Genomic DNA, 14,144 nt, shown 5'->3' with positions numbered 1-14,144 from the left:
TGCGGCCGGCCTGCACGGCCGTTCGGGGCCGCTCCCCCCGGCCGTGCGCGTGTGCTCAGGACATGCGCACGGCCGGGGGACGTTGTGTGATGAGGTGTGGTCCGCACCCGGGTTCTCCGGCACTACGGCGCGGTGGTGCTGCTGATGGTCGCCGTCGCCCTCGCCTATTACGCCGCGGCGCGCCTCGGGCTGACGCTGAGGGTGAGGGTCGAGGGCGCGATCGTCACACCGCTCTGGCCGCCCACCGGAATCGCGCTCGCCGCACTGATCTGGTTCGGACTGCGGGTCTGGCCGGGTATCGCCCTGGGCGCCCTTCTCGTCATCCTGACTATTACCCCGTTCGACCCCCATCTCTTCGGCATCCTGGCCGGGAACACCGTCGCGCCTGTGGTCGCTTGCCTGATGCTGCGCGGGGTCGGCTTCCGGCCCCGGCTCGACCGGCTGCGCGATGGACTCGCACTGGTGTTCCTGGGTGCGCTGGTCGGGATGCTTATCAGCGCGACCGCGGCGTCCCTGGTGCTGACCGCCTCCCAACAGATCGCGGCCGACGACTTCTGGCCCGTCTGGTCGGCCTGGTGGACGGGCGATGCGATGGGTGTCCTCGTGGTCACACCACTGCTGCTGGTGGCAAGGAGGCTCCGCCTGCCGACCGGCGTGCCGCTCGTGCGCTGGGTCGAGGCCGCGGCGCTGCTGATCAGCACGGCTGTCGTGGCGCGCATCAGCACCACGAGCGCCGCGTCGCTGCTCTTCCTGGTCTTCCCTCTGCTGGTCTGGGCGGCGCTGCGCTTCGAGCTGCGGGGCACCGCGCCGTGTGTGCTGATCGTGTCCGTCCTGGCGATCTCGGCCGCGACCGATCATGTGGGGCCGTTCGCGGGACACAGTCTCCTCGCGGTCATGGGCACTTTGCAGGCGCTGAACGGATCCGTGGCGCTGACCGGGCTGCTGCTCTCGGCGATCGTGGCGGAGCAGCGCACCGTCCGCCGCAGGATCGCGCAGGCCTGTGCGGAGTTGGAGGAAGTGGTGGACCGGCTCATCCCCGAAGGGGTGGCCCGCCGGTGGCGGCCCCCCGAGGACGTGGGGAGCTGAGCGGCGGAGCCGTGTGCACGCCCGGCGCCGTACCCGGCTTCCGGACCGCGCTCGGGTCCCGGGTCCGCACGCCTCAGGGCGGCCTGCACGACGACGTCGAGGCGGCGCTCAGGCCCAGGGCGCGAACTCGACCGCCCGCCCCTGAGCGTCGCGCCGGATCTCCAGCAGCCCCTGCACGGCATCGCGGTCGATCGGTCCGTACACATGCGGGAACAGTGTGTCCGGGGAGACACCGGCGGGTGGGGAGGAGCCGGCCGGCTCGTGTCGCACGGGCGAGCGCAGCCGGTCCTCGTCGATCAGCAACGCCATCAGTGGCCCGGGGGCCTTGCGGTAGTACGCGTCGGCGATCGCCAGGGCCGTCGCCTCGTCGGGGGAGCAGTGGATGAAGCCCTCCGCGGCAAAGGACGGGGGTGCGTACGGGCGTTCGGGAATGGCGAGCCAGTCGTCGAGCGGTACCACATGGATGATCATCACTCAGTTATAGCCAAGCCGGCCGGCATCTCGCCTGTCGGCCGCTGCCAGGACCCCGAGTGGCGCCTGGAAGGCGTATCCGCGACAGGGCCCGTCGGCCCGAGCGGTCAGGCCCGGATGACCGTCACCCCCGACTCCTCGAAAGCGGCCGCGGTCCCGTCGGAGCTGGCGGAGTCGGTCACCAGTGTGTCCACCTGCCCCGTGGGGCAGATGCGGGCGAACGCGCGGGGCGCCAGCTTGGTCGAGTCGGAGGCCACCACCACCTGCCCGGCCTGTTCGCACAGCAGCCGGTTGAGGCCGCCTCCGTCGTGCTCCCCGGAGGCTGACCGTGCCCATGGCCAGGACCGGGACCCTGGTCGCCGAGGCGGCTCGGAGCTGGAGCGCCGTTGCCGCCTTCAGCGTGATCACGCTCGAACACGCCGAAGCCGTCATCGCCGGTGCGGAATCGGCGGGCGCCCCGGCCATCCTCCAGATCAGCGAGAACGCCGTGAAGTACCGTCACGGCCGCGTCCGACCCCTCGCCCGGGCCGCACTCGAAGTCGCCCGGGACGCCGCCGTGCCCGCCGCGCTCCAGCTGGACCATGTCACCGGCGGTGAACTGCTCCGCCAGGCCGCCGACGCCGGTTTCAGCTCGCTCACGTACGACGCGTCGCGGCTGCCGTACGAGGCGAATCTGGTGGCGACCCGCGCCGCCGCCGATTGGGCGCACACCCGAGGGCTCTGGATCGAGGCCGAGTTGGGAGAGGTCGACGGCAAGGGCGGAGCCGCGCCACGGGACGCCCACGCCCCCTGTGCCCGCACCGACCCGGACGAGGCCCAAGCCTTCGCCGCCGTGGCGGGGGTGGACGCCCTGGCCGTCGCCGTCGGCAGTACCCATGGGATGACGACCCGTACCGCTGTGCTCGACCGCCCGCTGCTCGCCCGGCTGGCCGCGGCGGTCGATGTGCCGCTGGTGCTGCACGGCTCGTCGGGCGTGCCGGACGAGGAGCTGTCGGCGGCGGTCAGGGGCGGCATGGTGAAGATCAACATCGGCACCGCGCTCAACCTCGCCATGACCCGGGCGATCCGTGCCCGTCTGACGGCCCATGCGGACGAGGTCGACTCCCGTGCCCATCTGGCCGCGGGCAGGGCGGCGATGGCCGACGGTCACCCGGCTGGTCCGCTCGCTGCGCGAGGCCGACCGGTCGGTTTGGTGATCGTGACCGGAAGGTTGTTTTCCAACTGTCGTTCGGACGAGCCTGGTTGATCGTAAGATTTGACTGCTCCCGATCGCCGGGTGCTTGCTGTCTGTCCGTCATGGTTGGGAAGGGGCTCGTACTCCGTGGTCGCGGTCCACCGAGTCGTCACATCATGGTTACCCTGCTGAGCATCGTGGGCGGCTGTGCCGTGGCCGCCTCCGTAGTACTCCTGATCTGGGCACTCGCCCTGCGGCGTTCGCTCGGGCGCGCCCGTCGGCTGGCGACTGCCCGCGGCGCCGAGGTCGAGCACCTCGCCGCAGTACGCGCCCCCGCCATGGCCGAGCGACTCGGCAGGGGGCAGCGGTACGAAGGCATACCCGGGCCGCTGGGCCCGGAGTCCGACACGGGGGAGGACTTCAGCCGGGCCGTCGAGTCCGTCGTGGCCGCCCTCGGCTCCGACGAGGCGGTGCGCAGGGAGCGTGCTCTGCGGGACTCGGTGCAGACGGCCTTCGAGTCCGTCGCACGCTCCGTCCACGCCATGGCCACGGTGCAGCAGCAGGTGCTCGACCGTGTCGAACGCTGCATTGAGGACGCCGCGTTGATGGCCGAGGTGATGCAGGCCGACCATGCCGCCGCGCAGATGACCCGCAAGGCCCAGACCCTGCTGGTGATGTGCGGTGTCTGGCCCGGACGCCGGGAGACCCGCCCGGTGTCCCTCTACGACTGCGTACGGGGCGCCCAGTCGCGCATCGTGGAGTTCGGCCGCGTCGAGGTCCACGGCGGGCAGATGCTCCATGTGGTGCCGACCGCAGTCGAGGGCCTGATGCACGCGATCGCCGAACTGCTGGAGAACGCCACGGTGTTCTCGCCGTCCAGCAGCCAGGTCGTCGTCACCATCAGCGAGGTCGGTGCCGGTGCCGTGGTCGAGATCGACGACGCGGGCGTCGGTATGCCGCCCGATGTCCTGCACCAGGCCACCGCGAGGCTGCGTGACGACCTGGACCTCACGCGACTCGGTGCGGTGCCCCGGCTCGGACTCGCCTGTGTCGGCCGCTGGGCCCGGGAGCTCGGCTTCCAGGTGGAACTGACCGCGGCGTCGGCGTACGGAGGCACCCGCGCCGTCACTTTCGTACCGTACCGGCTGCTCACCGACCCGCCGCCTCGACCATCGGCCGCGCGCCACGGCACGGCAGCGGCACAGCCGCGCACCGCGACGGCATTCCCGCGGACGGACGCGGGTGCCGCCGCCGGTGCGTCGGCGCATCCCGCTGACGGCGGCCTGCCGAGGCGCCGCAGCCGCCGCGGCGCCCGGCAGACGGCCCTGCACCAGGGCTTGCGGACACCACCGGGAGCCACGAGCGCCTTCTCTGCCGCGGCGCCCACCGCATATCCGGCGTCCGCCGCGCACCCGCCGCCCGCCGCGTCCGCCGATCGTCCGTGGACCCCGGAGGACGCCCGCGCCTCGATCGCCGATGTCCTCTCCGGAACACGGCGCGGACGGTCGGAGGCGGAGAACAGCAGGACGCCCGAAGGACCCGACCACAAGGGAGGCCGGCCGTGACCGGAACCATCACCAAGCTGCCCGACCTGGGCTGGATGCTGCGACCGCTGACGGAGATCCCGGGTGTCAGGCACGCCGTCGTGGTCTCGGAGGACGGTCTCAGGCTCGGCCATGCCTCCGCCCATAACCTCTCGGGACCTGTCGCCGAACTCAGCGTCGCGGAGGCCGAGTCGCTCTCCGCCGCCTGTGCCGCGATGACCATGACGGGACGGTCCACCGCGGGATTGCTGTTCGGCAACGCGGCCGGGGTACGGCAGCTCATGCTGGAGTCCGACCACGGGTTCGTGCTGTTCACCCAGGCCGGAGCGGGCGCGCACCTCGGTGTCGCCACCGACACGGGCGCCGACATCGGCCTGGTCGCCCAGCAGATGCAGCTGCTCGTGGCGCAGATCGGCGCGCACCTGAGCACCCCGCCGAGGGATCCGGTGACTCCGCTGAATCCGTCGTCATGACGCACCACACCGAGGGCACGGAGGGAAGGACCACCTCGGCAGTACGACCGTATGTGATCACCGGCGGCCGGTCGGGCACGGGCGGGGAACCGCTCGCCTGGGAAACCCTGGTGATGGCCACGGAAGCGGCCTATCCGTCAGCCCTCCAACCCGAGCACGTGAGCATTCTCGGGCAGTGCCAGGGCCTGCTGTCGGTCGCCGAGGTGGCCGCCCACCTCGGCCAGCCGTCGTCGGTGGTCCAGGTGCTGCTCACCGATCTCCTCACGTGGGGCCTGATCGTGATCCGGCCGCCGATCCCCACCGCCGAACGAGCCGATGTCACCATGCTGAGAAAGGTCCTACATGGCCTCGAAAGCCGCCTTTGAGGCAACGGACAGGACACCGCGACCGCCAGGGGCGCCCCCCGGGACACCGGGGACGTCGCTCGCGGCACCGCCCGCGCCGCTGACGCCTCATGCGCCGGGGGCGCCTCCGGCGCAGGGGACACCCCCGGCCCCCGGCAAGTACCTCACCTCCGGTGTCGTGGGCGCGGCGAAGATCCTCGTCGTCGGCCCGCTCGGCGTCGGCAAGACCACCCTGATCGGGACCGTATCGGAGATCGAACCGCTCTCCACCGAGGCTGTGATGACCCGTGCCGGGGCCCGCGTCGACACCACAGCGGACCAGTCCAAGACCACCACCACCGTCGCCCTGGACTTCGGCCGGATCACCATCGACGGCGAACTGGTGCTGTACCTCTTCGGCACCCCCGGCCAGCCGAGGTTCCTGCCCGCCTGGCGCGACCTGGCCAAAGGCGCGCTCGGCGCACTCGCGCTGGTCGACACCCGGGACCTGGAGGCCTCCTTCGACGCGCTGGGCAACCTCGAGGACCTCGGGCTGCCGTTCGCGGTCGCGGTCAACGACTTCCCCGGCAGCCCCCGGCACACCGCCGACGAGCTCCGCGGCGCGCTCGACCTGCTCCCCGACACCCCGCTGGTCTGGTGCGACGCCCGTGACGCCGGCTCGTCCATCCGCGCGCTGATCGCGCTCCTGCGGCACCTCATCGACGTGACGGAGTGCGTATGACCTCCTGGACCGGACGTCCCGCCACGGCGCTGTACGGACAGCACCTCGACGGCGACGCGATGCCCGCCCTGTACGAGACGCTCCGCGAGCGGCACGGCCCGGTGGCTCCCGTGACCGTCGCACCGGGCATCGAGGCGTGGCTGGTGCTCGGACACCGCGAGCTGCTCCGACTGACCCGCGAGGAACAGGTCTTCTCACACGACCCGCGCCACTGGACGCCCCTGCGCGAGGGCCGGGTGCCGCCCGACTCCCCGATCCTGCCCATGGTCGGTTGGCGTCCCGCACTGCTGTACGCGGACGGGCAGCAGCACCGCCGGATGCGTGCCGCGGTCTCCGACGCGCTCGCCGGGATCAACGGACACGAACTGCGCCGCAGTGTCCGTGCCACCGCTGAGCAGCTGATCGCCTCGTTCGCCGCCCGCCGTGAGGCCGACCTCGTACCGCACTACGCTCGACTGCTGCCCATGCGGGCCATCACCGGTCTGCTCGGTCTCGACGAGCAGACCGGTCGGCGCTTCGTACAGGCCATCGCCGGGATGGCAGCAGGCGACGCCTACTCCACCGGCGCCAACCGCCGACTCGCTGGTATCCTGCGCACCGTCATCGAGGAGAAGCGGCGCAGCCCCGGCCAGGACGTCACCTCCACACTGCTGCACCACCCGGCGGAGCTCACCGACGACGAAGTGCTCCACAACCTGGTGGTGATGTTCGTCGCGGGCAACCAGACCACCGTGAACTGGATCGCCACGACGCTGCGCATCCTGCTGTGCGACCCGGCCTTCCGCTCCTCGCTCTCGGGCGGCAACCTCAGTGTGGACGACGCCCTGGACCTGGTTCTGTGGCGCTTCCCACCGACACAGAACTTCCCCGCGCGCTACGCCACCCGGGACGTGCAGTTCGGCGGGCAGCTCATCAGGGCGGGCGACATGCTCGTGCTCGGGCTCGCCGCGGCCAACACCGACCCGGCCGTGCTGCCCCCGAACGGCGGCCCGATCGCAGGAAACCGCTCCCATCTGGCCTTCGGTGCCGGTCCGCACACCTGCCCGGCCCAGGACCCGGCCCGGCTGATCACCCGTACCGCCGTGGACACCATCCGGCACCGCCTGCCCGATCTGGAACTGGCCGTCCCGGAATACGAGCTGGGCTGGATCTCCTCGCCCTGGACCAAGGGTCTCGCCGCACTGCCGGTCCGTTTCACCGATCCTCAGCTGCCCCTCGCACCTGCGGCCGCGCGGACCGCGCCGCAGCCGATGGCACCACAGACAGGAGACCTCCGTTGAACACCTCATCCATGCCCCCGCACCGGATGGATCCGGCAGGAGGCTGCCCGCACGCGGACAACGCCCGCTTGCTCGCCCAGGGCGCAGTCACCCCGGTCGTCCTGCCCGGCGGCATCGAGGGCATGGCGGTACTCGGACATGACGCGCTGAAGGAGTTCCTGGCCCACCCCGATGTGGCCAAGGGCGCCGAGCACTTCACCGATCTGCGGGAGGGGCGGATCGCCGACGGCTGGCCGCTGAAGACCTTCGCTACCGTCCAGGGCATGACCACGGCCGATGGTGCGAAGCACCGGCGGCTGCGGGCACTGGTGAGCAAGGCGTTCACCGCGCGCCGGGTGGAGGCGCTCAGGCCGCGCATCGAGACGGTCACCGCGTCCCTGCTGGACGGCCTCCAGGCAGCCGTGGCCGACGGCGGCGGTGTGGCCGATCTGCGGCGGCACTTCGCCATGCCCTTGCCCATGGGTGTCATCTGCGAACTGCTCGGAGTGGACGCGGAGCACCACGAGCGGCTGCACCACCTGTCGAACCAGATCGTCGCCACGGACATCAGCCCCGATGAGGCCATCGCCGCCAACCGCGAACTGGTCGCCGTACTCACCGCCGTCGCCACCGCCCGGATGGCGGACCCGGGCGACGACCTCACCAGCGCGCTGATCGCGGCCCGCGAGGAGGACGGCGACCGGCTCAGCGAGCACGAGCTGATCGGCACCCTGCTGCTGATGATCATCGCCGGGCACGAGACCACACTCAACCTGATCACCAACGCGGTCCGCGCGCTGTGCGCCAACCGGGACCAGCTCACCCTCGTCCAGGACGGCAAGGCGAGCTGGGCCGACGTGGTGGAGGAGACCCTGCGCTGGGACAGCCCGGTGAGCTACTTCCCGTTCCGCTACCCGACCAGGGACCTCACCTTCGACGGCACCGTCATCCCCAAGGGCACTCCGGTGCTGGCCGGCTACTCCGCCGCCGGCCGCGATAAGGCGGCCCACGGCGACGACGCCGACCGCTTCGACGTCACGCGCCATTCGGAGGCCCGCCACCTCTCACTGGGGCACGGCCCGCACTACTGCCTGGGCGCCCCGCTGGCGCGGATGGAGGCCACCATCGCCCTGGAGCGGCTGTTCACGCGCTTCCCCGGCCTCGATCCGGCTCTGCCGGAGCCCGCGCTGACGCGGCACGCGAGCTTCGTCGGCAACAGCGTGCAGGAACTCCCCGTGCGACTGGGCGACTGAGGACCAGGGGAAGCCCGTCCGTCCAAAGCGGTGCCGCTTGACCTCGGCCTCCCCCGTCGCCCGCCGACTCGTGCTCGCCGGGGTCACCGCGTACCGCTTCGGGGACAGCGGTGCCCACCTCCGTCTCCACTCGCACGTTCACCGTCACCTTCACCCGAACGGACCGGCACCCGCGCACCGCGCGGGTGCCTTCGTGCGAGGTCTGCGACGCTGGGGACGTCAGGGGTCTCGGTAACGAGCCAGCGAGGAGAAGCCATGGTCGGACAGTTCCAGGCGACCGTCGTGATCGACCGCCCCGTCGCGGAGGTGTTCGCCTTCCTCGCCGATGGTGAGAACGATGCGAAGTTCAGCCCGCGCGTGCTGGAGATCGCGAAGACCACGGACGGCCCCACCGCCGTGGGCACCGTCTACCGGAGCCGGGTCAAGGACGCCGGGATGACCACCAGCAGGGAGTTCCGGATCAGCGAGTTCGAGCCGCCGCGCAGGATCCGCTGGAACGAGACCTCCAAGAACACCGTCACCGCCCCCGAGGGCGGCTACGACCTCGAAGCCGTCGACTCCGGACGGACCCGGTTGCGGGTGTTCAACACCCTGGAGGGCCATGGCCTCGGCAAGCTGCTCGAACGATTCGCCCTCAGCGCCGCACGCAAGGACGCCGACGCCTTCGCCCGGCGCATCAAGGCGGCCGTGGAGGCGTCCTGAGGCGGACGCGGCGCCCGTCGTATCCGAGGCGTGATGCAGAGGGCCCGACGGAAACCGGCTGAACTCCTGGCGGCGGGAACACCGGATGTGGTGGGCGGTGCGGGTCACGGGACTCCGTTCGCAGCGCCGTCAGGTCTCTCCTGGCGGGCCACCGGGAGCCGTCGGCCCTGTCGGACGTGCGTTTTCCCTGCGGTGATCCTGCAGGTGCACAACCCTGATTCACCCCGTTCCCGTGGACCGGAGCAGCAGCCGGAGCTGCTTCTCCCCGTCCCCTGACACCGCGTGCTCCACCTCGACGGCGAAGCCGGCGGTGAGCGCGCCGGCGAGTCGGTCCACCGCCGGATACGAGCCGGACAGCTCGGCTGCCACGGGTGCGCCCAGCACGGTGGCCGCCACCGGAGCCGCTGTGTCGGCGAGTGCCACGTCGTAGGTGGCGGACCACACGGTGGGGTGGCCGTGGCCGACGTCGTGTACGTGTTCCCCGGCGGTACGGTCACAGGGGTAGGCGGCGAGCAGCGCGCCGAATACGGCGTCCGCGTCCTGAGGGTTGCCGGTGAGCTGTACTGATACTTCCTCGTGCCTGTCGGCGACCTTCATGGTGATCACCGTCCTCTCTCGCACGGTGAGTACGACGGGTACGACGGGGTGTCCCCTTCAAAGGTCGCACTTCAGGGCTCGAACGGCACGTCCCGTCCGGCCGCCCTGCCGGCGCTCATGACCCCGGCGTCTCCCGGGTCCCCGTCCAGTGCAGCAGTTCGTCGGCCGTCCAGGTGGTGATGATCCGATCGGCGGGCACTCCGCACTCCTCGGCCCTGGCGCACCCGGCGGACTGCCAGTCGAGCTGGCCCGGAGCGTGCGCATCCGAGTCGATGGCGAACAGCGTCCCCGCCGCCACGGCTTGACGCAGCAGACGCCGGGGTGGGTCCAGTCGGTCGGGACGGCTGTTGATCTCCACGGCCGTGCTCGCCTCGGCACACGCCGCGAACACCGCTTCGGCGTCGAACTCCGACTCCGGCCGGCCGGAGATCCCATGGCGCTCCGTGAGCAGCCGCCCCGTGCAGTGGCCCAGAACGTCCACCAGCGGGTTGCGCACCGCCGCGAGCATCCGGCGGGTCATCGGCCGTGCCGCCATGCGCAGCTTGGAGTGCAGCGATGCCACCACCAGGTCGAGCCGGGCCAGCAACTCCGGGTCCTGGTCCAGAGTGCCGTCCGGCAGGATGTCGCACTCGATCCCGGTGAGCAGCCGGAACGGTGCCCAGGTCCGGTTGAGCTCCGCCACCGCGTCCAGTTGCTGCCGCAGCCGCTCGGCGGACAGTCCGCGTGCCACGGTGAGCCTGGGGGAGTGGTCGGTGAGCACCGCCCACTCGTGTCCCAGTGCCGCGGCCGTGCGCCCCATCACATCGATCGGGCTGCCACCGTCCGACCAGTCCGAGTGCAGATGGCAGTCGCCCCGCAACGCGGCACGCAAGCGACGGCCGGCATCCCCGTCGCCCTGGATCGATGCCGCGTCCGCCTCCAGCCCCCGCAGATATGCGGGCACATCGCCGGTCAGGGCCTCCTTCACCACTTGCGCGGTCTTCGGGCCGATTCCCCGCACGGACTCCAGTGAACCCGCCCCGGTACGTGCACGTACCTCGTCTGCGCCGATCGCCGCGATCGCCGCCGACGCCGTGCGGAAGGCCCGTACCCGGTAGGTCGGAGCCCCCGACCGCTCCAGCAGGAAGGCGATCCGGTCCAGTGCGTCCACGGGATCCATGACGGCGGAGCTACTCCTGGAGTACCGACAGGACATTGCCCGCCGGATCCTTGAACCAGGCGATGGCGGGACCCTCCTGGCGGGCGATGCCCCGCGCGTCCTGCCCGAATCCGTCATAGCGCTCGAAGACCACGCCGCGCGCCGCGAGTGCGTCCACGGCCCGCTCGATGTCGTCCACCGGGAAGTTCAGCACCGTGAAGCTCGCCGGTGTGTGTCTCTCCCCCTTGGGATAGACCAGCACACGGGCACCCCCGGCGAGATGCAGCGTGAGCAGCCCGTGCTCCTCCGACACATGCAGGCCGAGTGTTCCAGCGTAGAACTCCTTCGCCCGCCCGATGTCATCGGCCGAGAAGCCGCTGAACGCCCTGCTGTCACCCAGCATGGTCGTATCCCTTCGCCGGTTCTCTTCACGGCGCCCTCAGTCTTCATCCTCGTCCCACTCGCCGCTCTGTTCCCGGTGGCCGACGAACTCCCTGGCCAGCCGGTCACCCAACGCGACGGCGGCCTGGTGGGACTCGATCGGAGACACCTGCGAGTCGCGGAACACGATGTAGGTGACCTCGGAGTCGGTGCCACCCCCCTCCGGGCCCGGGGCGATGCCGAGGCGCTCGGCCGCCGCGTACGACGCCTCGCCGATGATCTCGCTCGGTCCGATGTCCCCGACGACCCCGTACAGCACCCTGTCCCCGTGGATGACGGCCGCGACGCTGCCGCCGCGGATCCCGGACGAGGAGTAGTCCCACACCTCACTGGCCATGGGCACCACCACGAAGGGCAGCTGATCGGAGTCGAGGTACGCCCCGTCGGACTGTGTGAATGCCGTCTGAGGCTGGAAATTGGGGTCCGTGTCCTCGTTGCAGTTCGCGGAGTACTGCCCGTCGCAGTCGATGTCCATGTCCGCGGTCCAGAAGACCGCGTCCCGCGTGCCGCACACCGGTATCCCAGCCGGCGCCGACTCGTCGCTGCGGTAGAGGCCGTCGGATATTCGGGTGCAGTGACGCACCTCGGCGAGCAGTTCCTCCGCGGTCACCGAGCCCTCGGACGCGGTACGGGCAGCGGCTGTGGCGGCACCGGGGAGTGTGGCGAGCAGGGCGGCCGCAGCGGGCACGACGCAGGCCCTGAGGCAGGGGATCCCAAGGCGACGGGACAGGGCGCCGGGAGGGACGAGGAAACGGGGAGGGGGCACGGACACGGAAGTACTCCTCGGGGCAAGGGAAGCGGAGGGCCGCTGTCAGCGGCCCTCCTGGCGTATGTGGTGGGCGAGGCGGTCGAGGAAGATCCGCTGACCGGGGACGAGCAGCTCGGCGGCCCGTGCCAGAGAGAACCAGCCGGCCCGGTCGATCTCCGGGAACTCGCGCAGCACGCCCGACCTGGGCGGCCACTCCATGCTGAACGTGCCGGGCTCCAACCGGTCCGGGTCGAGGTCGCCCTCCACGGCCCAGACCGTGACGAGCTTGCCGCCGGGCTGGCGGCTCTCCCCGAGCGGCAGGCGTTCCCCGGCCGGTGCGGGCAGTCCGAGTTCCTCCTCGAACTCGCGGTGTGCGGCGGCCTCGGCCTCCTCCTCAGGGCCGTACTCGCCCTTCGGGATCGACCAGGCACCCGCCTCACGGCCCGCCCAGAACGGCCCGCCCATGTGCGCGATCAGCACCTCCACCTCCGGGCCCGCGGCTCGGAAGATCAGCAAACCGGCACTGCGCTTGGCCATGGCGCCGAGTCTGTCGCCCGCGCCGACCTCGCGCCATCGGTCGGGCACACCGTGTCACGGCCTCCACGGCGCGCGGTGCCCGCCGGGCAAGCCGCCGCGGAGGATGCGGATACCCGGGGGCTGATGCGCTGAAGGGGTGGCGGGACACCACCCCGCCCCGCGTTGCGCCGCCGTGCCGCGCGCGGCAGGGTCGTAGGTGCCAGTCCAAGGAGGACACAGCCATGCCCATCGCGTCGGTGAACCCCGCGACCGGTGAGACGCTCAAGACCTTCGAGGCACTCGGGCCCGAGGGGATCGAGAAGCGCCTGACCGCCGCCCATGAGGCATTCCTGGAGTACCGCGTCACCGGCTTCGGTGAGCGAGCACGGCTGCTCAAGAGAGCCGCGGCGCTGCTCGAAGAGGATCAGGACGACATCGCCCGCACCATGACCTGTGAGATGGGCAAGCCGATCACGGCCGCCAGGGCGGAGGCGGAAAAGTGCGTGAAGGCGATGCGCTGGTACGCCGTGCACGCCGAGCGGTTGCTCGCCGACGAACCCGTGCCTGACCGGGAAGCCGCGGACTCCGGTGCGTCGGGCGCCTTCGTCCGCTACCGCCCACTGGGTGTCGTGCTCGCCGTGATGCCGTGGAACTTCCCGCTCTGGCAGGTCGTACGGTTCGCCGCGCCCGCGCTGATGGCGGGCAACACCGGGCTGCTGAAGCACGCGTCGAACGTTCCGCAGTCCGCGCTGTACCTGGGTGACCTCTTCCACCGGGCGGGCTTCCCCGAAGGCTGCTTTCAGACCCTGCTGATCGGCTCTGCCGAGGTGGAGGGGGTGGTGCGGGACCCGAGGGTGGCCGCTGCGACCCTCACCGGAAGCGAGCCCGCGGGCCGCTCCGTCGCCTCCGTCGCCGGTGACGAGGTGAAGAAGACGGTGCTGGAGCTCGGGGGCAGCGATCCCTATGTGGTGATGCCGTCCGCCGACGTCGACCGGGCCGCCAGGGTCGCGGTGACCGCACGTGTCCAGAACAACGGCCAGTCCTGTATCGCAGCCAAGCGCTTCATCGTGCACGAGGACGTGTACGACGCCTTCACCGAGCGCTTCACCGCCCGGATGGAGGCCCTGACCGTGGGGGATCCGCTGGAGGAGTCCACCGACGTCGGTCCGCTGGCCAGCGAGCAGGGCCGCAGCGACCTGGAGGAACTGGTCGCAGACGCGCTGCGCAGGGGTGCACGGGCACTGTGCGGGGCGGGCCGGCCCGAAGACCGCCCGCGAGGCTGGTTCTACCTCCCGACCGTCCTGACCGGTATCACCCCCGAGATGCGTATCCACCGGGAGGAGACCTTCGGCCCGGTGGCCACCGTCTACCGCGTCAGTGGCCTCGATGAGGCCCTACGGGTGGCCAACGACTCCCCGTTCGGTCTGAGTTCGAATGTGTGGACCCGGGACGAGGACGAAGTGGACCGATTCGTTCGGGATCTTGAGGCTGGCGGGGTGTTCGTCAACGGAATGACCGCCTCCCACCCGGCGATGCCGTTCGGCGGTGTCAAACGCTCCGGATACGGGCGGGAGCTGTCCGGCCATGGCATCAAGGAGTTCTGCAACACCACCACCGTCTGGCGTGGGGCCGAACGTTAACCGCCGTCTCTGTTCGAGCCGCCCGATCCGTGGGCAG

The 14,144-nt window shown here is 71.1% G+C and carries 17 protein-coding genes; 10 read left to right on the top strand and 7 right to left on the bottom strand.

Going from position 1 to position 14,144, the window contains the following annotated elements:
• Nucleotides 1-96: 96 nt before the first annotated feature.
• Nucleotides 97-1,086: an MASE1 domain-containing protein gene (locus V1460_RS19200; RefSeq protein WP_338674875.1), complete on the top strand. Its 990-nt coding sequence runs from the start codon at nucleotides 97-99 to the stop codon at nucleotides 1,084-1,086.
• Between the two features lie 108 nt (nucleotides 1,087-1,194).
• On the opposite strand, the gene V1460_RS19195 is transcribed toward V1460_RS19200, so the two are convergent.
• Both V1460_RS19195 and V1460_RS19190 read right to left on the bottom strand, forming a co-directional pair.
• Nucleotides 1,195-1,557, bottom strand: coding sequence for a DUF952 domain-containing protein (locus tag V1460_RS19195; RefSeq protein WP_338674874.1), 363 nt, complete (start codon nucleotides 1,555-1,557; stop codon nucleotides 1,195-1,197).
• A gap of 107 nt (nucleotides 1,558-1,664) precedes the next feature.
• Entirely contained in the window at nucleotides 1,665-1,844 is a 180-nt protein-coding gene (locus tag V1460_RS19190; RefSeq protein ID WP_407077628.1) for a hypothetical protein, read from the bottom strand.
• Between the two features lie 41 nt (nucleotides 1,845-1,885).
• On the opposite strand from V1460_RS19190, the gene V1460_RS19185 reads away from it, so the two are divergent.
• From V1460_RS19185 to V1460_RS19150, 8 genes are all read left to right on the top strand, one after another.
• Entirely contained in the window at nucleotides 1,886-2,803 is a 918-nt protein-coding gene (locus tag V1460_RS19185) for a class II fructose-bisphosphate aldolase (protein ID WP_338674873.1), read from the top strand.
• A gap of 104 nt (nucleotides 2,804-2,907) precedes the next feature.
• Nucleotides 2,908-4,296 (top strand): ATP-binding protein, encoded by a 1,389-nt coding sequence (locus V1460_RS19180; protein ID WP_338674872.1) that lies wholly within the window; start codon nucleotides 2,908-2,910, stop codon nucleotides 4,294-4,296.
• Nucleotides 4,293-4,748 carry a roadblock/LC7 domain-containing protein gene (locus V1460_RS19175; protein ID WP_338674871.1) on the top strand — a complete coding sequence of 152 codons (456 nt, stop codon included), beginning with the start codon at nucleotides 4,293-4,295 and terminating at the stop codon, nucleotides 4,746-4,748. Before V1460_RS19180 ends, V1460_RS19175 begins: the two co-directional genes overlap by 4 nt.
• Complete coding sequence (locus V1460_RS19170; protein WP_338674870.1) at nucleotides 4,745-5,113, top strand: DUF742 domain-containing protein; 369 nt, start codon at nucleotides 4,745-4,747, stop codon at nucleotides 5,111-5,113. The genes V1460_RS19175 and V1460_RS19170 overlap by 4 nt, the downstream gene beginning before the upstream one ends.
• Nucleotides 5,114-5,270: 157 nt before the next feature.
• Nucleotides 5,271-5,813: an ATP/GTP-binding protein gene (locus V1460_RS19165; protein WP_338674869.1), complete on the top strand. Its 543-nt coding sequence runs from the start codon at nucleotides 5,271-5,273 to the stop codon at nucleotides 5,811-5,813.
• Entirely contained in the window at nucleotides 5,810-7,093 is a 1,284-nt protein-coding gene (locus V1460_RS19160) for a cytochrome P450 (RefSeq protein ID WP_338674868.1), read from the top strand. Before V1460_RS19165 ends, V1460_RS19160 begins: the two co-directional genes overlap by 4 nt.
• An 11-nt stretch (nucleotides 7,094-7,104) precedes the next feature.
• A complete protein-coding gene (locus V1460_RS19155; RefSeq protein ID WP_338678107.1) occupies nucleotides 7,105-8,325 on the top strand; it encodes a cytochrome P450 in 1,221 nt (406 codons plus the stop codon).
• A gap of 255 nt (nucleotides 8,326-8,580) precedes the next feature.
• Entirely contained in the window at nucleotides 8,581-9,027 is a 447-nt protein-coding gene (locus tag V1460_RS19150) for an SRPBCC family protein (protein ID WP_338674867.1), read from the top strand.
• Nucleotides 9,028-9,246: 219 nt separating this feature from the next.
• On the opposite strand, the gene V1460_RS19145 is transcribed toward V1460_RS19150, so the two are convergent.
• The 5 genes from V1460_RS19145 to V1460_RS19125 form a co-directional block, all read right to left on the bottom strand.
• Nucleotides 9,247-9,624, bottom strand: coding sequence for a hypothetical protein (locus V1460_RS19145; protein WP_338674866.1), 378 nt, complete (start codon nucleotides 9,622-9,624; stop codon nucleotides 9,247-9,249).
• 115 nt (nucleotides 9,625-9,739) lie between these two features.
• Entirely contained in the window at nucleotides 9,740-10,783 is a 1,044-nt protein-coding gene (locus tag V1460_RS19140) for a PHP domain-containing protein (protein WP_338674865.1), read from the bottom strand.
• Nucleotides 10,784-10,793: 10 nt separating this feature from the next.
• Complete coding sequence (locus tag V1460_RS19135; RefSeq protein ID WP_338674864.1) at nucleotides 10,794-11,165, bottom strand: VOC family protein; 372 nt, start codon at nucleotides 11,163-11,165, stop codon at nucleotides 10,794-10,796.
• 36 nt (nucleotides 11,166-11,201) lie between these two features.
• Nucleotides 11,202-11,915, bottom strand: a complete 714-nt coding sequence (locus tag V1460_RS19130) for a glycoside hydrolase family 75 protein (protein WP_407077627.1) — start codon at nucleotides 11,913-11,915, stop codon at nucleotides 11,202-11,204.
• A 99-nt stretch (nucleotides 11,916-12,014) separates the two neighbouring features.
• The gene (locus V1460_RS19125; protein ID WP_338674863.1) at nucleotides 12,015-12,488 is read right to left on the bottom strand and encodes an NUDIX domain-containing protein; all 474 of its coding nucleotides are present in this window, start codon (nucleotides 12,486-12,488) and stop codon (nucleotides 12,015-12,017) included.
• Nucleotides 12,489-12,709: 221 nt separating this feature from the next.
• Between V1460_RS19125 and V1460_RS19120 the strand changes: the two genes are divergently transcribed.
• Entirely contained in the window at nucleotides 12,710-14,107 is a 1,398-nt protein-coding gene (locus V1460_RS19120; protein WP_338674862.1) for an NADP-dependent succinic semialdehyde dehydrogenase, read from the top strand.
• Nucleotides 14,108-14,144: the final 37 nt, after the last annotated feature.

The sequence above is a fragment of the Streptomyces sp. SCSIO 30461 genome (genome assembly GCF_037023745.1).
Classification (GTDB): domain Bacteria; phylum Actinomycetota; class Actinomycetes; order Streptomycetales; family Streptomycetaceae; genus Streptomyces.
Note: the sequence above shows the minus strand (reverse complement) of the source record. Positions and strands in the feature narration are given on the sequence as shown.